This is a genomic window from Pseudomonas sp. PDM30, assembly GCF_019218985.1.
Classification (GTDB): Bacteria; Pseudomonadota; Gammaproteobacteria; order Pseudomonadales; family Pseudomonadaceae; genus Aquipseudomonas; species Aquipseudomonas jessenii.
Map to the genome: position 1 here is coordinate 328,671 of NZ_JAHUWM010000003.1, position 25,667 is coordinate 354,337.

Sequence of the window (25,667 nt, forward strand, 5' to 3'; positions counted from 1 at the left end):
AATCTTTACTGTCTGACAGGGCCTCATCGCGAGCAAGCTCGCTCCCACAGTGACCGCGTTCACACCGATCAAATGTGGGAGCGAGCTTGCTCGCGATGGGGCCGGGACAAGCAACACAAAAACAGGCAGGCAAACAAAAAGGCCCCAAGGTTCGCACCTTGAGGCCTTTTGCATTTCAGCGATGGGTTACGCCGCTTTCGCTTCCGGCTGGCTCAGCGAGCGGTTCAGTGCGCTGAACAGGGCCTTGAAGCTGGCGGTGGTGATGTTTTCGTCGATGCCGACGCCATGCACCGCGCGTTCGCCGTTCACTCGCAGTTCAATGTAGGCCGCAGCCTTGGCATTGGTGCCAGCGCCGATGGCGTGCTCGTTGTAATCCATGATTTCCACCGGTACCGGCAAGCCGGCCACCAGCGCCTCCAGGGCGCCGTTGCCCTTGCCGCGCCAGTGCAGGTTAGTCTCGCCCTGGCCTTGGCTGGCCACTTCCACTTCGACGGCGCTGTGACCGTTTTCTTCCTGCAGGCGATGGCTGACCAGCGCGTACGGGGTGTTGGCCTGCAAGTACTCGCTGTGCAGCAATGCGTGGATCTGCTGGGCGGTCATTTCCAGGCCCAGGCGGTCGGTTTCACGCTGCACGACCTGGCTGAACTCGATCTGCATGCGACGCGGCAGGCTGATGCCGTATTCCTGTTCCAGCAGGTAGGCGATACCGCCCTTGCCCGACTGGCTGTTGACGCGGATGACCGCCTCGTAGCTGCGGCCGATGTCGGCCGGGTCGATCGGCAGGTACGGTACTTCCCACAGTGCGTCCGGTTTCTGCTGGGCAAAGCCCTTGCGGATCGCATCCTGGTGCGAGCCGGAGAACGCGGTATGCACCAGGTCGCCGACGTACGGGTGACGCGGGTGCACCTGGATCTGGTTGCACTCTTCGACGACTTTGCGCACGCCGTCGATGTCGGAGAAGTCCAGCTCAGGGTTCACGCCCTGGGTGTAGAGGTTCAACGCCACGGTCACGAGGTCGACGTTACCGGTACGCTCGCCGTTGCCGAACAGGCAGCCTTCGACACGGTCGGCGCCAGCCATCAGGCCCAGTTCGGTGGCGGCAACGCCGGTGCCACGGTCGTTGTGGGTGTGCAGGCTGATGATCACGCTGTCACGACGGTTGATGTGACGGCCAAACCATTCGATCTGGTCGGCATAGATGTTCGGCGTCGCGCATTCCACCGTGGCCGGCAGGTTGAGGATCATCTTGTGCTCGGGCGTCGGGTTCCAGACTTCGATCACCGCGTCGCAGACTTCCTTGGCGAACTCCATTTCGGTGGCGCTGAAGGTTTCCGGCGAGTATTCGAAGGTCCACTCGGTGTCCGGCTGCATGGCCGCGTATTTGACGAACAGCTTGGCGGCGTTCACGGCGATGGCCTTGACCCCGTCCTTGTCCTGGTTGAAGACAATGCGGCGGAAGGAAGGGGAGGTCGCGTTGTACAGGTGAACGATGGCTTTCTTCGCGCCGCGCAGGGATTCGAAGGTGCGCTCGATCAGGTCTTCACGGCCCTGGGTCAGCACCTGGATGGTGGTGTCGTCCGGGATGTGGTTGCCTTCGATCAGGGTGCGGACGAAGTCGAAGTCGGTTTGCGAGGCGGCCGGGAACGACGCTTCGATTTCCTTCACGCCGACCTGCACCAGGGTTTTCCAGAAACGCAGCTTCTTGACGGCGTCCATCGGTTCGATCAGCGACTGGTTGCCGTCGCGCAGGTCGGAGCTGCACCAGATCGGCGCGGCGGTGATGGTTTTCGACGGCCAGGTGCGGTCCGGAATGTCGATGGTCGGGAACGCGCGGTATTTCGAAGACGGGTCTTTGAGCATGCTCATCAGGAAATCCTTATTGTGTTGGCCGAAAAAAGGCGGCCTGCCGGTGGATCAAAAGTTCTTGGACTAACGCTTGGGACGAGGCACCACGATTCAGCCCGGCAGTCGTGCACTGACGAGGCACAGGCTGCGGTGTTGGCGGAGCTGAATGAGGGTGTGAGAGGTTTTCATGCCTTCAACCCTAACCTTGGGGGGGAAAGATGGCAAGCAGTCGAAAAAAATTGAGAGGAATACTCGTGGGCGGGTATTTATCGAGATTTTATTGCTGTGATTGGCAGTGATTGTTTTGTTGTTTGCGCGAGGTTTGAGTGGTGCGCAATTGATGATGTGACACTGCCGGACTGCTTTCGGTGTCTGTGATATTGCCATCGCGAGCAAGCTCGCTCCCACAGGTACAGCGCAATCCCTGTGGGAGCGAGCTTGCTCGCGATGAGGCCATCAGCCTCAACAAAAAGCTAGGGCTGAAACGCACCAATGAAGATAGCCGGATCGACCCGCGCATCGTTCAGGCTGATGTTCCAGTGCATGTGCGGTCCGGTCGCGCGGCCGGTCGCGCCGACTTTGCCGACCACGTCACCACGGGCCAGTGGCTGCCCCACCTTCACGTCGATTTTCGACATGTGGCAGAACATGCTGATAAACCCCTGGCCATGGTCGACGAACACCGTGTTGCCATTGAAGAAGTAGTTGCCGATCAGGATCACCTTGCCGGCGGCCGGGGTCTTGATTGGCGTACCGCCGGGTACGGCGAAGTCCAGGCCTGAGTGGGGGTTGCGTTCTTCACCGTTGAAAAAGCGCCGCACGCCGAACTTGCTCGACAGCGGCCCGTTCACCGGTTTGTCCAGCAGCAGGTTGCTCGGGGTGTTGGGGCTGAACGTGCGGTAGGCAGTAATCTGCTCAGCCAGTTCACGCTCGATGCGCTTGAGATTTTCCGGGTCCGGATTGACCTGTTGGGTGTTCTTCAGGGTGATGCGCTGTTCCGGGTATTTCTTGTTGCCAACCGTGAAATTCAGATTACGGCCGCCGCTGCTGACCGATTGAACCCCCGGCTTGACCGTCAGCGGCAGGCCGACAATGGCCAGCCAGTTGTTCTGTTCCTTCACTACCAGCACCGGTTTGCCTTGATAAGTGGCTTTTGGCGCCTGGGCGGACGTGCCCAGGTCCACCACCGCAACGCCTCCCGGCACCGGTTTGTTCAACTGGCGAGTAATGTAGCTGTCGGCATGGGCGTTGAAGGTCAGGAGCAGCAACAGCAACGGAGCAAAGAAACGCGGCATGGATCAATCCAGTAAAGAAAGGGTGACGGGCGTCAGGTGATTGTCTTCGACCCGCACTTGCAGTTCGCCTTCGCCCAGTTTGGCCTTCAGGCGCTGGCCGGTATGGGTTTGCGCGGCGTTGCGGATGGCGTTGCCGCGCTCGTCCAGCAAGATGCTGTAGCCACGGCCGAGGGTTGCCAACGGGCTGACCACATGCAGTGTCTGCATCTGGCTGTGCAACTGCAGGCGACGGCTCTTCAGCCCTTCGCGGATCGCGCGCGGCAGGCGTTCGGCCAGGCTGTCGAGGCGCTGGCGAAGCATTGCCAGTTGCCGGCCCGGATGTTGTGTAGCCAGACGGGTTTCCAGGCGGATCAAGCGTTCGCGGCGGGTGTTGAGGCTGCGCTCGAACGCGCGGCGCATGCGCATGTCCAGGTCATCCAGGCGTTGCGCTTGCTGGCGCAGGCGCTCGCCGGGATGGCGCAGGCGTCGGGAAATGCCTTCCAGGCGCAGGCGGTCGCGCATCAAGCGGTCACGCATGCGCATCACCAGCCGTCGGTGCAGGCTTTCAACCCGACGCACCAGGTCGCTGGAGTCCGGTGCCAGCAATTCGGCGGCGGCGGAAGGGGTGGGCGCGCGCACGTCGGCCACGAAGTCGCTGATCGACACGTCGGTTTCATGGCCGACCGCACTGACAATCGGCGTCACGCAAGCGTCTACGGCGCGGGCCACGGCTTCTTCGTTGAAGCACCAGAGATCTTCCAGCGAGCCACCGCCCCGGGCCAGGATCAGTGCGTCGAAACCGCGGGCATCGGCCAGTTTCAGGGCGCGGACAATCTGCGCTGTGGCTTCGCGGCCCTGTACGGCGGTAGGGATCAGGGTCAATTGCACCTGCGGTGCACGACGGCGGAACACGCTGATGATGTCGCGGATCACCGCCCCAGTGGGCGAACTGATGATGCCGATGCGTTGCGGATGCGCCGGCAACGGCACCTTGCGCTCGGCACTGAACAGGCCTTCGGCGCTGAGCTTTTCCTTCAAGGCATCGAAGGCCAGGCGCAGCGCGCCATCGCCAGCCGGCTCCACGGTGTCGAGGATCAGTTGATAATCACCGCGCCCTTCGAACAGCGAGACTTTGCCACGCACCTTGACCGCCAGGCCGTCTTTCAAGGCCTGGCGAACCCGTGCCGCGTTCTGCCGGAACAACGCGCAACGCACTTGGGCGCCGCTGTCCTTGAGGGTGAAATACACGTGGCCGGAAGCCGGGCGGGCGAGGTTGGAGATTTCGCCTTCGACCCAGATGTTGCTGAACACGTCTTCAAGCAACACCCGCGCGCGGCCGTTGAGCTGGCTGACGGTCAGGACTTCGCGGTCCAGGCCGAGTCTTGCAAAGGGATCTTTAATCATGGGGCGCAGTTTAAAGGCATTCTTCAAGTGAATGCACGACCCCTATATCACCAAATGCTCGAGGAACTGTTGAACCAGTGCCGTCGGGTGTTTGCGGTACGCCAGAGCGACGCTGCTATGACTGCCGGGGTCTGCCAAAGGCAGGAAATGAACGTCGGGTGGCGCAATGTCCTGCATCGATTCCGGCAAGAGGGCGATGCCAAATCCCGCTTGGATCAGTTGCAGTTGCGTGGTTTTACGCGACATTACCCGAGCTGCTTTGGGAAAGAAGCCCTGGCGCATGCACAACTCGGCAGACAGGTAGCTAAGACCGCCTCGCTGGGGATGAGGGATGGAAATAAACGCTTCGTCGCGTAGCTGCCCCAGGTTGATCTGCCGCCCGGATTTGTCCCCGGCCAGCCAGTGATCGGGCGGGACTGCCACCAGCAACGGTTCGTCGTAGAGCGGGTCGATCTGCACCTCTTCACACTGACGGAGCACTGGCAGGCGCAATAGGCCGATGTCCAGTCGGCCGTCTGCCAACTCTTGCAGCTGCGCCTCGGAAGACAACTGAGCGATGTCCATGGACACGCCGGGATGATGTTCGAGATAACGGTCGACGCTGCGCAGCAGTCGGCCGCTCATGGGCACAGTGCTGGAATGGCTCAAACGTAAGGTGCCGTGTTGACCATTGCCGATCCTAGTGGCCATGTCGCTGGCCTTGATCAGCTCGCTCAACAGGTTTTTAGCACGGGGTAAAAAAGCCTCGCCCGCTGGTGTGAGTTGGGGCCGCCGCGCAGTACGTTCGAAAAGTGGGGTTTGCAAGTGGACTTCCATGTCCTTGATTTGCCGGCTCAGGGCCGACTGGGCGATGAACAGGCGCTCGGCTGCGGCGCCGAAACTGCCGCATTCAGTGATTTCAACGAAGTAACGCAGTTGCCGGATTGAAAGCACAAGGCATGCCTTTTTGAGATGGGTTGGTGGCTTTGATGATATTAGTCGCAACGCTCAGCGATGGCTAAAGTCAGCGAACTTAAATAGAGGAGCGCTGCAATGAGCGCATTGACGTTGTTGAGCCAATGGCCTTTCGGCGTAGTGGATTGGCTGGTGATTGGCTTTGGCATCGCCCTGGCCTACATCGTGTTCGGTATCGCCGGTTTCGGCACCGCGCTGGTGGCGGGACCGATTCTGATTCTGTTCATGCCGCTGTCGAAGATCGTGCCTTTACTGGTGTTGCTGGATTTTGTCGCGGCATTCGGCAATCTGTTGCCTTCGCGGCGCGATGTGGCGAGGCCGGAGCTGTTGCGGTTGCTGCCGTGCATGGCGGTGGGCTGCACACTTGGCGTGATATTCCTGCTGAACCTGAAATCCGACCTGTTGTTGCTGTTGATGGGCCTGTTTATCAGCGCCTATGCAATTTACAGCCTGTGGATAAAGGTCCGCCCGGCGCAGTTGTCTGCCGCGTGGGCGCTGCCGATGGGGACGGTGGGCGGAATGTTTGGCGCGTTGTTTGGCAGCGGCGGCTTTCTCTATGCGATCTATTTGAACAGCCGGTTGCCCAAGGAGGCGGCCCGGGCCACCCAGAGTGCGCTGATCAGTTGCAGTACGGTGGTGCGTTTGAGCCTGTTTGCTATCGCCGGTGTGTATGCCGATTTGCCGTTGCTGGTGTTGGCGGTTTGTCTGTTGCCGACGATGGTGCTGGGGCTGTGGTTCGGTCGACGGCTGACCATGCGCTTGTCCCGCGAGGCGTTTGTGCGCCTGGTGACGTGGCTGGTGCTGGCCAGCGGGATTGCGTTGATCGGACGCTATCTCAGTACCTGAAGATTCAACTTGTGGCGAGACGCTTTGTGTGGGAGCGAGCTTGCTCGCGATGGGGTCAGCAAATTCAGCATTGATGTGCCAGACAGATCGTCATCGCGAGCAAGCTCGCTCCCACAGAAGAGCCCCCCACTGCAAGTTGTTCAGTCGTTGTACTGGCTCAACAAGCGCTCCAGTCGCGCACTGAGGCGGCGTTTGATTTCGGTCTCGATGTGCGGGGCGAAATCGTCGATCACGTCTTGCATGATCAATTGCGCGGCGGCGCGCAATTCGCTGTCCAGGTGCAGCAAGTCATCCGGGTTCTTGCTGGGGGCGGGCGCCGACGTCGTCGCGGTGACGGGTTCAACGATCGGGGCAGGCGTTGTCGGTACGACGGGTGGCGAAGGTTCGCTCACGGCGTCGAACAACATGGGAATCTGTTCCTGATCACCTTCCTCGACCGTGTCGGTCAGCAGAGGCGGTTGCAGGTTGTCATCGCCGAGCAATTGGCGGATCGACTCAAGGTCGTCCAGCAGGTGCGCGGACTGTTGCAGCGGTTTTGGAGTGTCCATTGGAAGGCTCAGAGTCGCTGTAAACGGTGATCTTGCAGAGGATAGCCCTGTTCGCGGTAGAAACGGAAACTCTCCCGCGCGGCCGCTCTGATCGTCGGATCCTCCACCACCACTTCCGCCACCCGGGCGAACCTGTTGGCGAAGGCCGGGACTTTCAGGTCGAGATTGACCAGCAAATCCTGATGTTGACCGCAGTCATCGCCCACCCCCAGGACAATCAAACCCTCAGGCTCGGTGTCGGCGGGGCCGTGGGGCACGAAGCTTTCGCCCTTGAACGCCCACAGCCGCGCATCGAGTTCGTCACGCTGGGCCGCGTCGCTGCAATGCAGGTAGATGCGGTGGCCCATGCGCCAGGCTTTCTCGGTGAGCTTGCAGGCAAAGTCCAGGCGTGCCGAAGGATCGGCGCTGGGCAGGATATAGAAGTCGACTTTGGTCATTGCGGTTCCAGAGCGGCAAGCGGCGTCACCGGGAAGTGACGCCGCCGCCCATCAACGGTTTCAGGCTTTGGCGCGGTCCAGCAGGTATTGGGTCAGCAGGGGAACCGGACGGCCAGTGGCGCCCTTGTCCTTGCCGCCGCTGGTCCAGGCCGTGCCGGCGATGTCCAGGTGCGCCCAGTTCAGGTTCTTGGTGAAGCGCGAGAGGAAGCAGGCCGCAGTGATGGTGCCGGCTTTCGGGCCGCCAATGTTGGCGATGTCGGCGAACGGGCTGTCCAGCTGTTCCTGGTACTCATCGAACAGCGGCAGTTGCCAGGCGCGGTCGTCGGCAGCCTTGCCGGCGCTCAGCAGTTGGCCGATCAGTTCGTCATTGTTGCCCAGCAGGCCCGAGGTGTGGGAACCCAGGGCAACCACGCAGGCGCCGGTCAGGGTCGCGATGTCGATGACCGCTTGCGGCTTGAAGCGCTCGGAGTAGGTCAGGGCGTCACACAGCACCAGACGGCCTTCGGCGTCGGTGTTGAGGATTTCCACGGTCTGGCCGCTCATGGTGGTGACGATGTCCCCCGGGCGCGAAGCGTTGCCGCTCGGCATGTTTTCGGCGCAGGCCAGGATGCACACCAGGTTGATCGGCAGCTTCAGCTCGAGCACGGCACGCAGGGTACCGAACACGCTGGCGGCGCCGCCCATGTCGTACTTCATTTCATCCATGCCGGCACCCGGCTTGAGGCTGATGCCGCCGGTGTCGAAGGTGATGCCTTTGCCGACCAGCGCGTACGGCTTCTCGGATTTCTTGCCACCGTTGTATTGCATGACGATCAGGCGCGGAGGCTGGGCGCTGCCCTGGCCGACGGCGTAGAACGAGCCCATGCCCAGGGCCTTGATCTTCTTCTCGTCGAGGACTTCGACTTTCAGGTCCTTGAATTCTTTGCCCAGGTCTTTGGCCTGCTCACCGAGGAAGGTCGGGTGACAGATGTTCGGCGGCAGGTTACCCAGGTTGCGGGTGAAGGCCATGCCGTTGGCGATGGCGGTGGCGTGGGTCACGGCGCGTTGCACTTCAGCCTGGGCGGCCTTGATGGTCAGCAGGGTGATTTTCTTCAGCGCGCGGGGTTCGGCCTTCTGGCTCTTGAACTGGTCGAAGCTGTACTCGCCGTCCACCAGGGTTTCCGCCAGCAGGCGGGTCTTGCCATAACTGTCGCGGCCTTTGACGACCACTTCATCCAGGGCCAGCACTGCATCGCTGCCGCCCAGGCTTTTGAGGGTATTGAGGATGCCGGCGATGATCTTGCGAAACGGGCGGTCACCCAGTTCGTCGTCCTTGCCAACGCCCACCAGCAGCACACGCTCGGCCTTGAGGTTCGGCAGGCTGTGCAGCAGCAGGCTCTGGCCGACCTTGCCGGCCAGGTCGCCGCGCTTGAGCACAGTGCTGATCGCGCCGCCGCTCAGTTCGTCGAGTTGTCTGGCAACACCGCCGAGCTTGCGGCCTTCGCCGACGGAGACCACGAGAGTGGCGGTCTTCAACGTTTCGGGGTTGACGCTTTTTACAACCAGTTCCATGTCCAGGTCCCTGAATTGATGGTTATCACGCATGCGCCCGACACCTTATGTGCGTCGATTGCTTATAAACAGAAAGGCGCCAGGATCGACCGGCGACAAAGGCCGCAGTTTGAACCTCGCTACCGGCGGCTGACAACCCTCGGCCGCACGAATGTAGGAGCGAGCCTGCTCGCGAAGAACCCAAGAGTGACGCAGGGTGTCAGGCTCCCCGCGTTATCGTTGACGACCATCGCGAGCAGGCTCGCTCCTACAAGGGGGGGATGCATTGCGCAGTGACAGGCGCACCCAATCACAGGATAATGCGCCATCTTTTTTCGGCGGCTCTGCCTTGCGGGCTGTCCGATACGTTTGCTTGTTTGGCCGCCTTAGCCTGACAACCCTGGAGTGTCTGGTTTGATCGTCTTCCGTTATCTATCCCGCGAAGTCCTGTTGACCTTGAGCGCCGTCAGTGCCGTGCTGCTGGTCATTATCATGAGCGGTCGCTTCATCAAATACCTCGCCCAGGCGGCTTCGGGCCTGCTGGATCCGGGGTCGTTGTTCCTGATCATGGGCTATCGCCTGCCGGGCTTCCTCCAGCTGATCCTGCCGCTGGGGCTGTTTCTCGGGATCCTGTTGTCCTACGGTCGCCTGTACCTCGAAAGCGAAATGACCGTGCTCTCGGCCACGGGCATGAGCCAGCAGCGGCTGTTTTGCATGACGCTGTTCCCGGCCACCCTGGTTGCGCTCGTCGTGGCGTGGCTGAGTCTGAGCCTGGCGCCACAGGGGGCCAATCAGTTTCAGTTGCTGCTGAACAAGCAGGATGCCCTGACCGAATTCGATACCCTGGAGCCAGGGCGTTTCCAGGCTTTGCGTGACGGCACCCGGGTCACCTACACCGAGAGCATGTCCGATGACCGCGTCAATCTGGGTGGTGTGTTCATCTCGCAAAAAAACATCAGTTCCAATAACAAGGATCGCGGGATTTCTGTGCTGGTGGCGGAAAAGGGGCGCCAGGAAATTCGTCCGGACGGCAACCGCTACCTGATTCTTGATAACGGCTATCGCTATGACGGTAGTCCGGGGCAGGCCGACTACCGGGCGATCAAGTATGACGAGTACGGTGTGTTGCTGCCAAAACCGGAAGTCAGTGACGAAGTCACCGACCGTGACGCAATGCCGACCCGTACATTGATCGGCAGTGACGACATTCGCATGCGCGCCGAGCTGCAATGGCGCATGTCTCTGCCGTTGCTGGTGTTCATCGTGACCTTGATGGCGGTGCCGCTGTCACGGGTCAACCCGCGTCAGGGCCGATTCCTCAAGTTACTGCCGGCGATTCTTCTTTATATGGCTTACCTGAGCATTCTGATTGCCGCCCGCGGTGCCCTCGACAAGGGCAAGATCCCTGCGGTGTTTGGCTTGTGGTGGGTGCACGGGATTTTCCTGTCCATCGGCCTGGGCTTGCTCTACTGGGAACCCTTGAGCTTGAAGAGGGCGAGTCGCCGCAGCGCGCTGGAGGTGGCCCGTGGTTAAGCTTGATCGCTACATTGGTAGCAGTGTGTTCATGGCGATCCTGGCGGTGCTCGGGATCATTCTTGGTCTGGCGACACTGTTTGCCTTCATCGACGAGATGGGGGAAATCAGCGATACCTACACCCTGGTCGATGTGCTGAGTTACGTGTTGTTGACCGCTCCGCGCCGGATGTACGAAATGCTGCCGATGGCTGCGCTGATCGGCTGCCTGATCGGTCTGGGGAGCCTGGCCAGCAACAGTGAGCTGACCATCATGCGCGCCGCCGGTGTGTCGATCGGCCGGATCGTCTGGGCGGTCATGAAGCCGATGCTGGTATTGATGCTGGCCGGCGTGCTGGTCGGCGAGTACGTCGCTCCGCCCGCTGAAACCGCCGCACAGGCCAATCGCTCGCTGGCCCAGGGCAGCGGTGATGCACAAAGCGCCAGGCACGGCTTGTGGCACCGCCAGGGTGATGAGTTCATTCACGTCAACTCGGTACAACCCAACGGCATCCTGTATGGCGTGACCCGTTATCGCTTCGACAAAGAGCGGCACATGCTGTCGGCGAGTTTCGCCAAGCGTGCCAACTTCGAAAACGATCACTGGCAGTTGTCGGATGTCACGACCACGCTGTTCCACGAGCGCAGCACCGAAGTGGTTTCGACCCCGCAAGAGCGCTGGGACGTTGCGTTGAGTCCGCAGTTGCTGAACACCGTGATCATGGTGCCCGAGTCGCTGTCGATCAGTGGCCTGTGGAGTTACATCCACTATCTGGCGGACCAGGGGCTGAACAATGGCCGCTACTGGCTGGCATTTTGGGTCAAGGTGTTGCAGCCGCTGGTGACTGCCGCTCTGGTGTTGATGGCGATTTCCTTCATCTTTGGTCCGCTGCGCTCGGTGACCCTGGGTCAACGGGTGTTCACCGGCGTGCTGGTGGGCTTCACCTTCCGCATCGTTCAGGATCTGCTGGGGCCTTCGAGCCAGGTGTTCGGCTTCCCGCCGTTGCTTTCGGTGCTGGTGCCGGCGGGCGTTTGTGCCGTGGCGGGGCTCTGGCTGTTGCGTCGAGCTGGCTGATGGCGGGCATTTTCCGACCGCTTTGACGTTAAAAAACGCCCTTGTCGCAAGACCGGGGCGTTTTTGTAGGCGCCGTCTGACCTGCGAACGTGACGCTTGCGCCGTGGATCAGGTACAATTCCCGGCTATTTTTCGGCGGGCTATGCCTGCAGCCTTTTTGAGTGTTGATCCGTGAGTGATTTGAGTCATATCCGCAATTTCTCCATCATCGCCCACATTGACCATGGCAAGTCGACGCTGGCCGATCGCTTCATCCAGATGTGTGGCGGCCTCGCCGAGCGCGAAATGGAAGCCCAGGTCCTGGACTCCATGGACCTCGAGCGTGAACGCGGGATCACCATCAAGGCGCACAGCGTCACCCTGTATTACAAGGCTCGCGACGGTATCAACTACCAGCTGAACTTCATTGATACCCCCGGCCACGTTGACTTCACCTATGAGGTGAGCCGTTCGCTGGCTGCCTGTGAAGGCGCGCTGTTGGTGGTCGATGCCGGTCAAGGCGTTGAAGCACAGTCGGTTGCCAACTGCTACACGGCCATCGAGCAGGGCCTGGAAGTGATGCCGGTGCTGAACAAGATCGACCTGCCACAGGCCGATCCGGACCGTGTTAAAGAAGAAATCGAAAAAATCATCGGCATCGATGCCACCGATGCGGTCGAGTGTTCGGCCAAGACCGGCCTGGGCGTCGACGAAGTGCTCGAGCGCCTGGTCGCCACCATTCCTGCACCGACCGGCAACTACGAAGATCCGCTGCAAGCGTTGATCATCGACTCCTGGTTCGACAACTACCTGGGTGTTGTTTCCCTGGTACGCGTGCGCCACGGTCGTGTGAAGAAGGGCGACAAGATCCTGGTCAAGTCCACCGGCAAGATCCACCTGGTAGACAGCGTCGGTGTTTTCAACCCGAAGCACACCCCTACCGCTGACCTCAAGGCCGGTGAAGTGGGCTTCATCATCGCCAGCATCAAGGACATTCACGGTGCGCCAGTGGGCGACACCCTGACCTTGAGCTCGACGCCGGACGTTGATGTACTGCCAGGCTTCAAACGTATTCAGCCGCAGGTTTACGCCGGTCTGTTCCCGGTCAGCTCCGACGACTTCGAAGATTTCCGCGAAGCGCTGCAAAAGCTCACCCTGAACGACTCGTCGCTGCAATACACGCCGGAAAGCTCTGACGCACTGGGCTTCGGCTTCCGTTGCGGCTTCCTCGGCATGCTGCACATGGAAATCATCCAGGAGCGCCTGGAGCGCGAGTACAACCTGGACTTGATCACCACGGCGCCGACGGTAATCTTCGAGCTGCTGCTCAAGACCGGCGAGACGATCTACGTCGATAACCCGTCGAAGCTCCCGGACCTGTCCTCGATCGAAGACATGCGTGAGCCGATCGTGCGGGCCAATATTCTTGTGCCGCAAGAGCACCTGGGCAACGTCATTACCCTGTGCATCGAAAAACGTGGTGTGCAGGTTGACATGCTGTTCCTCGGCTCCCAGGTACAAGTGACCTACGACCTGCCGATGAACGAAGTGGTGCTGGACTTCTTCGACCGCCTGAAATCCACCAGCCGCGGCTATGCTTCGCTGGACTACCATTTCGATCGTTATCAATCGGCTAGCCTGGTGAAACTGGACGTGCTGATCAACGGTGACAAGGTCGACGCTCTGGCGCTGATCGTGCACCGTGACAACTCGCACTACAAAGGTCGCCAGTTGACCGAGAAGATGAAAGAACTGATTCCGCGGCAGATGTTCGACGTGGCAATCCAGGCCGCCATTGGCGGGCAGATTGTGGCGCGGACAACCGTCAAGGCGCTCAGAAAGAACGTATTGGCCAAATGCTACGGTGGTGACGTCAGCCGTAAGAAGAAACTGCTGGAGAAGCAAAAGGCCGGTAAGAAACGCATGAAGCAGGTCGGCAACGTGGAGATTCCACAGGAAGCCTTCCTTGCAGTGCTCAGGTTGGATAGTTAGGTCCTATGTCGCTAAATTTCCCGCTGTTGCTGGTCATTGCCGTGTTCGTCTGCGGCCTGTTGGCGTTGCTCGATCTGTTGATCCTGGCCCCGCGTCGGCGTGCCGCCATCGCTTCCTATCAGGGCAGCGTCAGCCAGCCTGACATGGTCGTGGTCGAGAAGCTGAACAAAGAGCCGCTGCTGGTTGAATACGGCAAGTCGTTCTTCCCGGTGTTGTTCATCGTGCTGGTGCTGCGTTCGTTCCTGGTGGAACCGTTCCAGATTCCTTCCGGTTCGATGAAGCCAACCCTGGATGTCGGCGACTTCATCCTGGTGAGCAAGTTTTCCTACGGGATCCGCTTGCCGGTGATCGACAAGAAAGTCATCGAAGTCGGTGATCCGCAGCGCGGCGATGTGATGGTGTTCCGCTACCCGAGCGACCCGAACGTCAACTACATCAAGCGTGTGGTTGGTTTGCCGGGCGACACGGTTCGCTACACCGCCGACAAGCGCCTGTTCGTCAACGGTCAATCGATTGCCGAGCAACTGGTCGGCTCCGAGCCGGGCACGCTGGGCAGCGCTGAGCTCTACAAGGAAAAACTCGGTGTGGCCGAGCACATGATCCGCAAGGAAATGAGCCGCTACCGCGCAATGCCGGACCATTCGTGGACCGTGCCGGCCGGGCACTACTTCATGATGGGCGACAACCGCGACAACTCGAACGACAGTCGCTACTGGGATGATCCGAACATTCCCAAGGATCTGCTGGGCATGGTTCCCGACAAGAATATCGTCGGCAAGGCCTTTGCGGTCTGGATGAGCTGGCCGGAACCCAAACTCAGCCACCTGCCGAATTTCTCGCGGGTTGGCCTGATCAAGTAATCAGACACGGCGCTGTTGAACACAGCGCCGAATGCATTTCTGGAGCCGGCACAATGGGCGCCAGAGGCATGAAAACAATGATATTCAGGACGTTATTTTTGAACACAGCTTTAATTGTCCCAAGCCTGCGCCAACTTACGGCGATGGCGGTGGAATCCAGCCACGAACTCAGCGTGGGTAAACCGTGAGCGTCTCCTTAAGCCGTCTAGAGCGTCAGCTCGGCTACACCTTCAAGGATCAGGAACTGATGGTCCTGGCCCTGACTCACCGCAGCTTTGCCGGGCGTAACAACGAACGCCTGGAATTCCTCGGTGACGCCATTCTCAACTTCGTCGCCGGCGAGGCGTTGTTCGAGCGCTTCCCGCTGGCTCGCGAAGGCCAGTTGTCGCGTTTGCGCGCACGTCTGGTCAAAGGTGAGACCCTGGCCGTACTGGCCCGTGGTTTCGATCTGGGCGAATACCTGCGCCTGGGCTCGGGCGAGCTGAAAAGCGGCGGTTTCCGTCGCGAGTCGATTCTGGCCGATGCCCTCGAAGCGCTGATCGGTGCGATCTACCTCGATGCTGGCATGGAAATGGCCCGCGAGCGTGTGCTCGCCTGGCTGGCCGGCGAGTTCGAAGGCCTGACGCTGGTCGACACCAACAAAGATCCAAAGACCCGCCTGCAAGAGTTCCTGCAGTCCCGTGGTTGTGAGCTGCCGCGTTACGAAGTGGTGGATATCCAGGGTGAGCCGCATTGCCGGACGTTCTTCGTCGAATGCGAAATCATCTTACTGAATGAAAAAAGCCGAGGTCAGGGTGTGAGTCGTCGTATTGCCGAACAGGTAGCGGCCGCCGCAGCACTGATTGCCCTGGGTGTGGAGAATGGCAATGACTGATACAAACGCAACTCGCTGTGGCTATGTTGCCATCGTCGGCCGTCCGAACGTGGGCAAGTCCACGTTGCTGAACCACATCCTGGGTCAGAAGCTGGCGATCACCTCGCGCAAACCGCAAACCACCCGTCACAACATGCTCGGTATCAAGACCGAGGGCGATGTGCAGGCGATCTACGTCGACACCCCTGGTATGCACAAGGGCGGCGAAAAGGCCCTGAACCGCTACATGAACAAGACCGCTTCGGCGGCGCTGAAAGACGTCGACGTGGTGATCTTCGTGGTCGATCGCACCAAGTGGACCGAAGAAGACCAGATGGTGCTCGAGCGCGTTCAGTACGTGACCGGCCCGCTGATCGTGGCGTTGAACAAGACCGACCGCATCGAAGACAAGGCCGAGCTGATGCCGCACCTGAGCTGGTTGCAGGAGCAGTTGCCGAATGCGCAGATCATCCCGATTTCCGCGCAGCACGGGCATAACCTCGATGCACTGGAACGCGTGATTGCCGAGCACCTGCCGGAAAACGATCACTTCTTCCCGGAAGACCAGATCACCGACCGGAGCAGCCGTTTCCTCGCCGCCGAACTGGTGCGCGAGAAAATCATGCGCCAGATGGGCGCCGAGCTGCCGTACCAGATCACCGTTGAAATCGAAGAGTTCAAGCAGCAGGGCAAGACCCTGCACATTCATGCCTTGATCCTCGTCGAGCGCGATGGCCAGAAAAAAATCATCATTGGCGACAAGGGCGAGCGCATCAAGCGCATCGGCACCGAAGCGCGCAAGGACATGGAGCTGCTGTTCGACTCCAAGATCATGCTCAACCTGTGGGTCAAGGTTAAGGGTGGCTGGTCCGATGACGAGCGTGCATTGCGTTCGTTGGGTTACGGCGACCTGTAATACGTTTTCCGGATCAACAATGATCCCCTGTGGGAGCGAGCTTGCTCGCGATAACGGTCTGTCAGTCAACATTGATGTTGAATATCAGGCCCTCATCGCGAGCAAGCTCGCTCCCATATTGGTTTCAGGTTGTATGTAAAACTGCGCTCCTTCATCGAGAACTGCGATTTCCATGTCCCAAGCGCCCGCCCAACCCGCCTATGTCCTGCACTCCCGCGCCTACCGTGAAAACAGCGCGCTGGTGGACTTCCTCACGCCGCAAGGTCGGCTGCGGGCGGTGTTGCGCAGTGCACGGGGCAAGGCCGGGACACTGGCGCGGCCGTTCGTGCCATTGGAAGTCGAGTTCCGGGGCAAGGGCGAGCTGAAGAATGTCGGGCGCATGGAGAGTGCTGGCATCTCCACCTGGCTCAATGGCGAGGCGCTGTTCAGCGGTCTTTACCTCAATGAATTGCTGATTCGCCTGTTGCCCGCCGAAGATCCTCATCCCGGCGTATTCGATCACTACGCTGCGACTTTGCTGGCGCTGGCTGAAGGTCGTGCTCTGGAGCCCTTGCTGCGCTCCTTCGAGTGGCGCTTGCTCGATGACCTCGGCTACGGTTTTTCCCTGACGACTGATATTCATGATCAACCCATCGCGCCGGACGGCCTCTACCGTTTGCAAGTGGATGCCGGGCTTGAACGTGTCTACCTGCTGCAACCGGGCCTGTTCAACGGCACCGAATTGCTGGCCATGGCTGAAGCCGACTGGTCTGCCCCCGGCGCTTTGTCTGCCGCCAAGCGCTTGATGCGCCAGGCGTTGGCCGTTCACCTGGGCGGCCGTCCACTTGTCAGTCGCGAGCTGTTTCGCAAGCCCTGATCACACCGTATGCTGTGCACCGAACTTTCTCTTCTTCTGGAGCGCTTCCGTGACCACCAGCACCCGTATTCTTCTTGGCGTGAACATCGACCACGTTGCCACCCTGCGTCAGGCCCGGGGCACCCGTTACCCGGACCCGGTCAAGGCTGCACTGGACGCGGAAGAGGCGGGCGCCGACGGCATCACCGTGCACCTGCGCGAAGACCGTCGGCACATTCAGGAGCGCGACGTTCTGCTGCTCAAGGACGTGCTGCAAACCCGCATGAACTTCGAAATGGGTGTCACCGAGGAAATGATGCAGTTCGCCGAGCGCATCCGCCCGGCGCACATTTGCCTGGTGCCGGAAACCCGTCAGGAACTGACCACCGAAGGTGGCCTGGATGTGGCGGGGCAGGAGGCGCGGATCAAGGCGGCGGTCGAGCGTCTGTCGAAGATCGGCTCCGAAGTGTCGCTGTTCATTGATGCCGATGAGCGCCAGATCGAAGCTTCCCGTCGTGTCGGCGCGCCAGCCATCGAGTTGCACACCGGGCGTTATGCCGATGCCGAGACGCCGACCGAAGTCGCCGAAGAACTCAAGCGTGTAGCCGATGGCGTGGCCTTCGGTCTGGCCCAGGGCCTGATCGTCAATGCCGGTCATGGCCTGCACTATCACAACGTCGAAGCCGTGGCGGCGATCAAGGGCATCAACGAACTGAACATCGGCCATGCGCTGGTGGCCCATGCGCTGTTCGTTGGCTTCAAGTCGGCTGTTTCGGAGATGAAGGCGCTGATTCTGACGGCGGCTGCCAAGGCTTAAAACCAACACAAAACCCTGTGGGAGCGAGCTTGCTCGCGATAGCGGTCTGACAGACACAATTGATGTGACTGACAGGGCCTCATCGCGAGCAAGCTCGCTCCCACATTTGATTTTGGGTGGCTGTCAGAGCGGGGCAGGTTCCTGCGACGGCTTGCTCTTGTCGATCCCCGGAACAAGCAGTTTGCCCTCGGCGACCTGGTCGCCTTCAAGCTGCGGCTGCGTGACCCAGGTCAGGATGTCGTAGTAGCGACGGATGTTCGCCACGAAATGCACCGGTTCGCCGCCACGGGCGTAGCCGTAACGGGTTTTGCTGTACCACTTCTTTTCCGACAGGCGCGGCAGGATCTTCTTCACGTCCAGCCATTTGTCCGGGTTCAACCCTTCCTTGGCCGCCAGTTTGCGTGCGTCATCCAGGTGGCCGCTGCCGACGTTGTAGGCCGCCAGGGCAAACCAGGTCCGGTCCGGCTCCTGAATCGAGTCGTCCAGCTGGTCTTTCGTGTAGGCCAGGTACTTGGCGCCGCCCATGATGCTCTGCCTGGGGTCCAGGCGGTTGGACACGCCCATGGCCTGCGCGGTGTTCTGGGTCAGCATCATCAGGCCGCGCACGCCGGTCTTGGACGTGACCGTCGGTTGCCACAACGACTCCTGGTACCCGATGGCCGCCAGCAGGCGCCAGTCGACTTTCTCCTTCTTGGCGTAGGCCTTGAAGTGCTGTTCGTACTTGGGCAGGCGTTGCTGCAAGTGTTGGGCAAACGTGGTGGCGCCCATGTAGCCGAGGACGTCGACATGCCCGTAGTAGCGGTCCTTGAGGCGTTGCAGGGTGCCGTTCTTCTTGACCTTGTCGAGGTAATCGTTGATTTCGTTGAGCAGGCTGTTGTCGTCGCCCGGGGCGACGGCCCAGCTCTGGTTGCTGGCGTCGCCGAGGTCGAAGGCGACCCGGATGTTGGTGAAGTACACCTGGTTCATCGCCACTTCGTTGGAGTCGACCAGGGTCAGGTCGATCTGACCTTCATCCACCATGCGCAGGAGATCGACGACCTCGACCGCGTCAGACTCTTCGTATTCGATGCCAGGAAACTTCTGTTTCAGCTGCGCCAGTTGTTCGGCGTGGGTGCTGCCCTTGAGCACCATGATCTTCTTGCCCACCAGATCCTTCGCATCGGTTGGCCGGGACTGGCCGTTGCGATAGATGATCTGCGGGGTGACTTCCAGATAGGAGTGGGAGAAGCGCACCTGCTTCTTGCGCTCTTCGCTGCTGACCAGGCCGGCAGCCGCCAGCACCGGGCCATTGGGCTTGCCGACCTGGTTGAACAGGTCATCGAGGTTGTCGGCGGTCTCGATCTTGAGCTCGACCCCCAGATCGTCGGCGAAGCGCTTCACCAGCTCGTATTCGAAGCCGGTCTCACCGTTGCGATCCTGAAAGTAGGTGGCGGGGCTGTTTCGGGTAACCACCCGCAGCACACCATCCTCCTTTACGCGCTCGAGCGTGTTGGGTTTATCAACACAGCCACCGAGCATCAGGAAGAGTCCGGTTGCGATCAGCCATTTGGCGTACCGCGGACGCAAAGCCGTTGGGAAAAACATCTGCGCAGTATACGCAAAGGACCACGAGCGCCATATCTCGACAGTGAGGGGCTTGTCTGCTAGCGATCACAAAACCGGCCGAAACCCCGCAGGAATGGGCCTTGCCTGCATTTTGTTACAGTAAAAATAAGCTGTTGCTGCACGCCCGGTTAACCTGACTTTCGAGGCAGAAACACAGATCGACGCCCGAGTGCAACCGTGCGTAGCGTTTCGGGTGATGTCGCGGGCTGTTTAGGCTAGAATGCACGGCCTCAAAGCACACCCCTTCCCGAGGCTGTCCCGAAGATGTTGATCCTGCGCGGCGCTCCTGCCCTTTCTGCCTTTCGCCACAGCAAGCTCCTTGAGCAACTGAGCCAGAAGGTTCCGGCTGTCAGCGGCCTGTATGCTGAATTCGCTCACTTCGCCGAAGTTACCGGCGTCCTGACCGGCGACGAACAGCAGGTGCTCGCGCGCCTTCTGAAGTACGGTCCAAGCGTTCCGGTACAGGAACCGACCGGTCGTCTGTTTCTGGTGCTGCCGCGTTTCGGCACCATCTCGCCGTGGTCGAGCAAGGCCAGCGACATCGCCCGTAACTGTGGCCTGGCGAAAATCCAGCGTCTGGAACGCGGCATCGCGTTCTACGTGGCCGGCCAGTTCAGCGATGCTGAAGCCCAGCTGATCGCCGACGGTCTGCACGACCGCATGACCCAGATCGTCCTGGGCAACCTCGAGCAGGCCGCCGGCCTGTTCAGCCACGCCGAACCGAAACCCCTGACCGCCATCGACGTGTTGGGTGGCGGCCGCGCCGCGCTGGAAAAAGCCAACACCGAGCTGGGCCTGGCCCTGGCCGAAGACGAGATCGACTATCTGGTCAACGCCTTCGTCGGCTTGAAGCGCAACCCGCATGACATCGAACTGATGATGTTCGCCCAGGCGAACTCCGAGCACTGCCGTCACAAGATCTTCAACGCCAGTTGGGACATCGACGGCGAGAGCCAGGAAAAAAGCCTGTTCGGCATGATCAAGAACACCTACGTGATGCACAGCGAAGGCGTTCTGTCGGCTTATAAGGACAACGCTTCGGTGATCGTCGGCTCCGTGGCCGGTCGCTTCTTCCCGGACCCTGAGACCCGCCAGTACGGTGCGGTGCAGGAGCCGGTGCACATCCTGATGAAGGTTGAGACCCACAACCACCCGACCGCGATCGCCCCTTTCCCGGGCGCATCCACCGGTTCCGGTGGCGAGATCCGTGACGAAGGCGCCACCGGTCGCGGTGCCAAGCCGAAGGCTGGCCTGACCGGTTTCACCGTGTCGAACCTGCAGATCCCGGGCTTCGAACAGCCGTGGGAAGTGCCGTACGGCAAGCCCGAGCGCATCGTCACCGCGCTGGACATCATGATCGAAGGCCCGCTGGGCGGCGCTGCGTTCAACAACGAATTCGGTCGTCCGGCACTGACCGGCTACTTCCGTACCTTCGAACAATCGATCACCACCCCGCACGGTGACGAAGTTCGCGGCTACCACAAGCCGATCATGCTGGCTGGCGGCATGGGCAACATCCGTGAAGAACACGTCAAGAAAGGCGAGATCGTCGTCGGCTCCAAGCTGATCGTGCTCGGCGGCCCGGCGATGCTGATCGGCCTGGGCGGCGGCGCCGCTTCCTCCATGGCCACCGGCACCAGCTCGGCAGACCTGGACTTCGCTTCCGTACAGCGCGAAAACCCGGAAATGGAACGTCGCTGCCAGGAAGTCATCGACCGTTGCTGGCAACTGGGCGACAAGAACCCGATCAGCTTCATCCACGACGTGGGTGCGGGCGGTCTGTCCAACGCCTTCCCGGAACTGGTCAACGACGGCGACCGCGGTGGCCGTTTCGAACTGCGCAACATTCCAAACGACGAGCCGGGCATGGCCCCGCACGAAATCTGGTCCAACGAATCCCAGGAACGTTACGTTCTGGCCGTCGGCCCGGCAGATTTCGAACGCTTCAAGGCGATCTGCGAGCGTGAGCGTTGCCCGTTTGCCGTAGTCGGCGAAGCCACTGCCGAGCCACAACTGACTGTCACCGACAGCCACTTCGGCAACAGCCCGGTGGACATGCCGCTGGAAGTGCTGCTGGGCAAAGCCCCGCGCATGCACCGTTCGGTGGTTCGCGAGAACGAACTGGGCGACGATTTCGATCCGTCGACCCTCGACATCGCCAATTGCGTTGAGCGCGTCCTGCATCACCCGGCCGTGGCGAGCAAGAGCTTCCTGATCACCATCGGCGACCGCACCATCACCGGCCTCGTGGCCCGTGACCAGATGGTCGGCCCGTGGCAGGTTCCGGTAGCCGACGTTGCCGTCACCGCCACCAGCTTCGACGTCTACACCGGTGAAGCGATGGCGATGGGCGAGCGTACTCCGCTGGCACTGCTGGACGCTCCGGCGTCGGGCCGCATGGCCATTGGCGAAACCCTGACCAACATCGCGGCCTCGCGCATCGGCAAGATCTCCGACATCAAACTGTCGGCGAACTGGATGTCGGCTGCGGGTCACCCGGGTGAAGATGCACGCCTGTACGACACCGTGAAAGCGGTCGGCATGGAGTTGTGCCCTGAACTGGGCATCACCATTCCTGTGGGTAAGGACTCGATGTCCATGGCCACCCGCTGGAACGATGAAGGCGTGGACAAGTCCGTGACTTCGCCGATGTCCCTGATCGTGACCGGTTTCGCGCCAGTGACTGACATCCGTCAGACCCTGACCCCGCAACTGCGCATGGACAAGGGCACCACCGACCTGATCCTGATCGACCTGGGCCGCGGCCAGAACCGCATGGGCGCCTCGATCCTGGCGCAGGTTCACGGCAAGCTCGGCAAGCAGGCTCCGGACGTCGATGACGCCGAAGACCTCAAAGCCTTCTTCGCGGTGATCCAGGGCCTCAACGCCGACGGCCACCTGCTGGCTTACCACGACCGCTCCGACGGTGGTCTGCTGACCAGCGTTGTCGAGATGGCGTTCGCCGGTCACTGTGGCCTGAGCCTGAACCTCGACGGTCTGGCAGAAACCTCTGCCGACATCGCCGCCATCCTGTTCAACGAAGAGTTGGGTGCCGTGATCCAGGTTCGCCAGGACGCGACCCCGGACATCCTCGCGCAGTTCAGCGCTGCCGGCCTGGGTGACTGCGTGTCGGTGATCGGTCAGCCAATCAACAATGGCGAGATCGGCATCACCTTCAACGGTGACACTGTGTTCGAAGGCCAGCGTCGTCTGCTGCAACGCCAGTGGGCCGAGACCAGCTACCAGATCCAGCGTCTGCGTGACAACGCCGACTGCGCCGAGCAAGAGTTCGACGTGCTGCTGGAAGAAGAAAACCCGGGCCTGAGCGTCAAGCTGAGCTACGACATCAACCAGGACATCGCCGCGCCTTACATCAAGAAAGGCATTCGCCCACAGGTTGCCGTACTGCGTGAGCAGGGCGTCAACGGTCAGGTGGAAATGGCTGCCGCGTTCGACCGCGCCGGTTTCAACGCGATCGACGTGCACATGAGCGACATTCTGGCCGGCCGGGTCGACCTGAACGAGTTCAAGGGCATGGTCGCTTGCGGCGGCTTCTCTTACGGCGACGTATTGGGTGCCGGTGAAGGCTGGGCGAAATCCGCGCTGTTCAACAGCCGTGCCCGCGATGCGTTCCAGGGCTTCTTCGAACGCAACGACAGCTTCACCCTCGGCGTGTGCAACGGTTGCCAGATGATGTCCAACCTGCACGAGCTGATCCCGGGCAGCGAGTTCTGGCCGCACTTCGTGCGCAACCGCTCCGAGCAGTTCGAGGCCCGTGTTGCCATGGTGCAGATCCAGGAGTCGAACTCGATCTTCCTGCAAGGCATGGCCGGTTCGCGCATGCCGATCGCCATTGCTCACGGTGAAGGCCATGCCGAGTTCGCCAGCGAAGAAGCACTGCTGGAAGCCGATCTGTCGGGTTGCGTGGCGATGCGTTTCGTCGACAACCACGGCAAGGTCACCGAAAGCTACCCGGCCAACCCGAACGGCTCGCCGCGCGGGATCACCGGTTTGACCAGCCGCGACGGTCGCGTGACCATCATGATGCCGCACCCGGAGCGTGTGTTCCGCGCCGTGCAGAACTCGTGGCGTTCGGATGACTGGAACGAAGATGCTCCGTTGATGCGTATGTTCCGTAACGCTCGTGTGTGGGTGAACTAAGCGCCGTGTACAAGCTCAGCTTTTTTGTTCCCGACAGTCATGTCGAGGTGGTCAAAAGCGCCGTATTCGCCGCCGGTGGTGGGCGAATCGGTGCTTATGACCACTGTGCATGGCAAGTGTTGGGCACTGGCCAGTTTCGTCCACTGGACGGCAGCCAGCCGTTCATTGGCGAGGCAGGGCAGGTCGAACAGGTCGAGGAATGGAAGGTTGAACTGGTGGTGGCCGATGAGTTGATTCGCTCGGTAGTGGCGGCTCTGAAACAGAGCCATCCCTATGAGACACCGGCTTATGAAGTGTGGCGGCTGGAGGATTTCTGATTCTCCGGTGCTGAAATGAAAAACCCGCTGAAAGAGATTTCAGCGGGTTTTTTGTTGCCCAAACTATTGTGGTGTCAGTGAGGGCCTCATCGCGAGCAAGCTCGCTCCTACATTGGATCTGCATACACCGGACCACTGTGGGAGCGAGCTTGCTCGCGATGGCGGCCTATCAGGCACCGAGGATCTAAACCTTGGCACTGACCTCGCTGCGATTGACCAACACCTCCAGTGCATCACTCAAGGTCGGCGCCTTGTCGCCAATCAGCAGATGCCAGATACCGCCATCCAGCTGACTTACACCCTGGCAACCCAACGCTTTCAAATCGAACTCCGACAACGCCTTGCCATCGGCCAGTTGCAGGCGGATGCGGGTCATGGCCACGCAATCGAGTTGCAGCACATTGTCGCCGCCGCCCAAGGCATTGAGCCATTGCTGGGCCTCGGGTGTCGCCATGGCGGCAGGTGGCGGCGCGTCGATTTCTGCAGCCGGTGACGACACCATGGCGCGACCTAGCGCAGGCATCGCCAAGCGAATCTCATCGGCAATCGCGTCGGCCATTGGCCCCACCACCACTTGCAAACTCCCGCCCTTGCCCGGACGCACCACGGCCATGGCACCGAGTGCTTTCAAGTCGGTATCCGAGGCTTTGTTGCGATCCACCATGTCCAGGCGCAAGCGCGTGGTGCAGGCACCGACGGTGATCAGGTTTTCGGCACCACCCAAGGCCTTGATGTATGCCCCGGCGCGTTCATTGTCGGCGACGGCAACCTGCTCGACGTCAGCGCTGGTTTCGCGGCCCGGTGTCTTCAGGTCGAAGCGGCGGATACAGAAGTCAAACACCACGTAATAGATCACGGCATACGCCAGGCCCACCGGGAACACCAGCCAGCCGTTGGTGGACTTGCCCCAGCCAAGAATCATGTCGATGAAGCCGCCGGAGAAGGTGAACCCCAGGTGGATGTTCAGCGCATTGGTGATGGCCATCGACAGGCCGGTCAGCAACGCATGCAGCACAAACAGCAACGGCGCGAGGAACATGAAGGCGAATTCAATCGGCTCGGTGACGCCGGTCAGGAACGCGGTCAACGCCATCGACAGGAAGATCCCGCCCATCACCTTGCGCCGTGCCGGCAGGGCGTTGCGGTACATCGCCAGGCAGGCGGCGGGCAAGCCGAAGATCATCATCGGGAACATGCCGGTCATGAACTGGCCACCCTTCGGATCGCCGGCGAAGTAGCGCGACAGGTCGCCAGTCACCAGCGCCCCGGTGGTGGGGTCGGTGAAGTTGCCGAACACGAACCACGCCATGTTGTTGAGGATGTGGTGCAGGCCGGTGACGATCAGCAGGCGGTTGAACAGGCCGAAGACGAACGCACCGAAGCTGCCGCTTTCCATCATCAGTGTGCCGAAGCTGTTGATGCCGTGCTGGATCGGCGGCCAGATGTAGCCGAACACCACACCCAGCCCCACGGCGGCGAACCCGGTGACAATCGGCACGAACCGTCGGCCACCGAAGAACGCCAGGTATTCCGGAAGCTTGATGTCCTTGAAGCGGTTGTACAGCGCGCCGGCCATCAGGCCGCTGACGATCCCGGCGAGCATGCCCATGTTGATGCTCGGGTCGAGCGCCTTGAGGGTGGAGATCATCACCAGGTAACCGATCACCCCGGCCAGACCCGCCGTACCGTTGTTGTCCCTGGCGAAACCGACCGCGATGCCGATGGCGAAGATCATCGCCAGGTTGGCGAAGATCACCTGGCCGGCGTCGTGGATGATCGCGATGTTCAGCAGATCGGTATCGCCCAGGCGCAGCAGCAGGCCGGCAATCGGCAGGATCGCGATCGGCAGCATCAGCGCACGGCCGAGGCGTTGCAGGCCTTCGATGAAAAGTTGGTACATGGCGGTT

The 25,667-nt window shown here is 60.8% G+C and carries 20 protein-coding genes; 11 read left to right on the forward strand and 9 right to left on the reverse strand.

Translation table 11 applies throughout. The features are described 5' to 3' along the window. Positions 1–186: 186 nt before the first annotated feature. From leuA to KW840_RS08930, 4 genes are all read right to left on the reverse strand, one after another. Positions 187–1,866 (reverse strand): 2-isopropylmalate synthase, encoded by a 1,680-nt coding sequence (gene leuA / locus KW840_RS08915; RefSeq protein ID WP_057716291.1) that lies wholly within the window; start codon positions 1,864–1,866, stop codon positions 187–189. Positions 1,867–2,318: 452 nt separating this feature from the next. Beyond that, the gene (locus tag KW840_RS08920) at positions 2,319–3,140 is read right to left on the reverse strand and encodes a peptidoglycan DD-metalloendopeptidase family protein (protein WP_102670186.1); all 822 of its coding nucleotides are present in this window, start codon (positions 3,138–3,140) and stop codon (positions 2,319–2,321) included. Positions 3,141–3,143: 3 nt separating this feature from the next. After that, positions 3,144–4,523, reverse strand: coding sequence for an exodeoxyribonuclease VII large subunit (xseA, locus tag KW840_RS08925; protein ID WP_218494986.1), 1,380 nt, complete (start codon positions 4,521–4,523; stop codon positions 3,144–3,146). A 42-nt stretch (positions 4,524–4,565) separates the two neighbouring features. Beyond that, complete coding sequence (locus tag KW840_RS08930; RefSeq protein WP_102670184.1) at positions 4,566–5,456, reverse strand: LysR family transcriptional regulator; 891 nt, start codon at positions 5,454–5,456, stop codon at positions 4,566–4,568. Positions 5,457–5,555: 99 nt separating this feature from the next. On the opposite strand from KW840_RS08930, the gene KW840_RS08935 reads away from it, so the two are divergent. Beyond that, entirely contained in the window at positions 5,556–6,323 is a 768-nt protein-coding gene (locus tag KW840_RS08935) for a sulfite exporter TauE/SafE family protein (RefSeq protein ID WP_218494987.1), read from the forward strand. 140 nt (positions 6,324–6,463) lie between these two features. Here the strand turns inward: KW840_RS08935 and KW840_RS08940 are convergent, their stop codons facing one another. From KW840_RS08940 to KW840_RS08950, 3 genes are read right to left on the reverse strand one after another with little or no spacing between them, the layout of a single operon-like run. After that, positions 6,464–6,871: a DNA polymerase III subunit chi gene (locus KW840_RS08940; RefSeq protein ID WP_218494988.1), complete on the reverse strand. Its 408-nt coding sequence runs from the start codon at positions 6,869–6,871 to the stop codon at positions 6,464–6,466. Positions 6,872–6,879: 8 nt separating this feature from the next. After that, positions 6,880–7,308, reverse strand: a complete 429-nt coding sequence (locus KW840_RS08945) for a DNA polymerase III subunit chi (RefSeq protein WP_218494989.1) — start codon at positions 7,306–7,308, stop codon at positions 6,880–6,882. Between the two features lie 60 nt (positions 7,309–7,368). Continuing rightward, on the reverse strand, positions 7,369–8,859 hold the full coding sequence (locus tag KW840_RS08950; RefSeq protein ID WP_090457748.1) for a leucyl aminopeptidase: 1,491 nt from the start codon (positions 8,857–8,859) through the stop codon (positions 7,369–7,371). A gap of 393 nt (positions 8,860–9,252) precedes the next feature. Here KW840_RS08950 and lptF point away from each other — a divergent pair, with 393 nt between their 5' ends. The 8 genes from lptF to pdxJ all read left to right on the forward strand — a co-directional run bounded on the left by lptF (position 9,253) and on the right by pdxJ (position 17,677). Then, positions 9,253–10,371: an LPS export ABC transporter permease LptF gene (lptF, locus tag KW840_RS08955; RefSeq protein ID WP_057716285.1), complete on the forward strand. Its 1,119-nt coding sequence runs from the start codon at positions 9,253–9,255 to the stop codon at positions 10,369–10,371. Next, the gene (gene lptG / locus KW840_RS08960; RefSeq protein WP_057716284.1) at positions 10,364–11,425 is read left to right on the forward strand and encodes an LPS export ABC transporter permease LptG; all 1,062 of its coding nucleotides are present in this window, start codon (positions 10,364–10,366) and stop codon (positions 11,423–11,425) included. Before lptF ends, lptG begins: the two co-directional genes overlap by 8 nt. Before the next feature lie 171 nt (positions 11,426–11,596). Further along, complete coding sequence (lepA, locus tag KW840_RS08965; RefSeq protein ID WP_008053223.1) at positions 11,597–13,396, forward strand: translation elongation factor 4; 1,800 nt, start codon at positions 11,597–11,599, stop codon at positions 13,394–13,396. 5 nt (positions 13,397–13,401) lie between these two features. Beyond that, complete coding sequence (gene lepB, locus KW840_RS08970; protein ID WP_057716283.1) at positions 13,402–14,256, forward strand: signal peptidase I; 855 nt, start codon at positions 13,402–13,404, stop codon at positions 14,254–14,256. Positions 14,257–14,440: 184 nt separating this feature from the next. Further along, a complete protein-coding gene (gene rnc / locus KW840_RS08975) occupies positions 14,441–15,130 on the forward strand; it encodes a ribonuclease III (RefSeq protein ID WP_008053221.1) in 690 nt (229 codons plus the stop codon). After that, complete coding sequence (era, locus tag KW840_RS08980) at positions 15,123–16,025, forward strand: GTPase Era (RefSeq protein ID WP_007973959.1); 903 nt, start codon at positions 15,123–15,125, stop codon at positions 16,023–16,025. Before rnc ends, era begins: the two co-directional genes overlap by 8 nt. A gap of 172 nt (positions 16,026–16,197) precedes the next feature. After that, positions 16,198–16,881: a DNA repair protein RecO gene (gene recO, locus KW840_RS08985; RefSeq protein WP_057716281.1), complete on the forward strand. Its 684-nt coding sequence runs from the start codon at positions 16,198–16,200 to the stop codon at positions 16,879–16,881. Positions 16,882–16,930: 49 nt separating this feature from the next. Beyond that, the gene (gene pdxJ, locus KW840_RS08990; RefSeq protein ID WP_218494990.1) at positions 16,931–17,677 is read left to right on the forward strand and encodes a pyridoxine 5'-phosphate synthase; all 747 of its coding nucleotides are present in this window, start codon (positions 16,931–16,933) and stop codon (positions 17,675–17,677) included. Positions 17,678–17,800: 123 nt separating this feature from the next. Here pdxJ and mltF read toward each other — a convergent pair whose 3' ends face one another. After that, positions 17,801–19,261 carry a membrane-bound lytic murein transglycosylase MltF gene (gene mltF, locus KW840_RS08995; RefSeq protein ID WP_218494991.1) on the reverse strand — a complete coding sequence of 487 codons (1,461 nt, stop codon included), beginning with the start codon at positions 19,259–19,261 and terminating at the stop codon, positions 17,801–17,803. Positions 19,262–19,546: 285 nt separating this feature from the next. On the opposite strand from mltF, the gene purL reads away from it, so the two are divergent. Continuing rightward, on the forward strand, positions 19,547–23,443 hold the full coding sequence (gene purL, locus KW840_RS09000; protein ID WP_218494992.1) for a phosphoribosylformylglycinamidine synthase: 3,897 nt from the start codon (positions 19,547–19,549) through the stop codon (positions 23,441–23,443). A 5-nt stretch (positions 23,444–23,448) separates the two neighbouring features. After that, entirely contained in the window at positions 23,449–23,760 is a 312-nt protein-coding gene (locus KW840_RS09005) for a YqfO family protein (RefSeq protein WP_057716278.1), read from the forward strand. Between the two features lie 184 nt (positions 23,761–23,944). Here the strand turns inward: KW840_RS09005 and nagE are convergent, their stop codons facing one another. Then, the gene (gene nagE, locus KW840_RS09010; RefSeq protein ID WP_057716277.1) at positions 23,945–25,660 is read right to left on the reverse strand and encodes an N-acetylglucosamine-specific PTS transporter subunit IIBC; all 1,716 of its coding nucleotides are present in this window, start codon (positions 25,658–25,660) and stop codon (positions 23,945–23,947) included. Between the last annotated feature and the right edge of the window lie 7 nt (positions 25,661–25,667).

Coding starts and splice junctions, on each gene's coding strand:
- purL (WP_218494992.1), top strand. CDS start 19,547: ATGTTGATCCTGCGCGGCGCTCCTGCCCTTTCTGCCTTTCGCCACAGC.
- KW840_RS08945 (WP_218494989.1), bottom strand. CDS start 7,308: ATGACCAAAGTCGACTTCTATATCCTGCCCAGCGCCGATCCTTCGGCA.
- KW840_RS08950 (WP_090457748.1), bottom strand. CDS start 8,859: ATGGAACTGGTTGTAAAAAGCGTCAACCCCGAAACGTTGAAGACCGCC.
- recO (WP_057716281.1), top strand. CDS start 16,198: ATGTCCCAAGCGCCCGCCCAACCCGCCTATGTCCTGCACTCCCGCGCC.
- KW840_RS08940 (WP_218494988.1), bottom strand. CDS start 6,871: ATGGACACTCCAAAACCGCTGCAACAGTCCGCGCACCTGCTGGACGAC.
- nagE (WP_057716277.1), bottom strand. CDS start 25,660: ATGTACCAACTTTTCATCGAAGGCCTGCAACGCCTCGGCCGTGCGCTG.
- era (WP_007973959.1), top strand. CDS start 15,123: ATGACTGATACAAACGCAACTCGCTGTGGCTATGTTGCCATCGTCGGC.
- mltF (WP_218494991.1), bottom strand. CDS start 19,261: ATGTTTTTCCCAACGGCTTTGCGTCCGCGGTACGCCAAATGGCTGATC.
- lepB (WP_057716283.1), top strand. CDS start 13,402: ATGTCGCTAAATTTCCCGCTGTTGCTGGTCATTGCCGTGTTCGTCTGC.
- KW840_RS08920 (WP_102670186.1), bottom strand. CDS start 3,140: ATGCCGCGTTTCTTTGCTCCGTTGCTGTTGCTGCTCCTGACCTTCAAC.
- KW840_RS08935 (WP_218494987.1), top strand. CDS start 5,556: ATGAGCGCATTGACGTTGTTGAGCCAATGGCCTTTCGGCGTAGTGGAT.
- leuA (WP_057716291.1), bottom strand. CDS start 1,866: ATGAGCATGCTCAAAGACCCGTCTTCGAAATACCGCGCGTTCCCGACC.
- xseA (WP_218494986.1), bottom strand. CDS start 4,523: ATGATTAAAGATCCCTTTGCAAGACTCGGCCTGGACCGCGAAGTCCTG.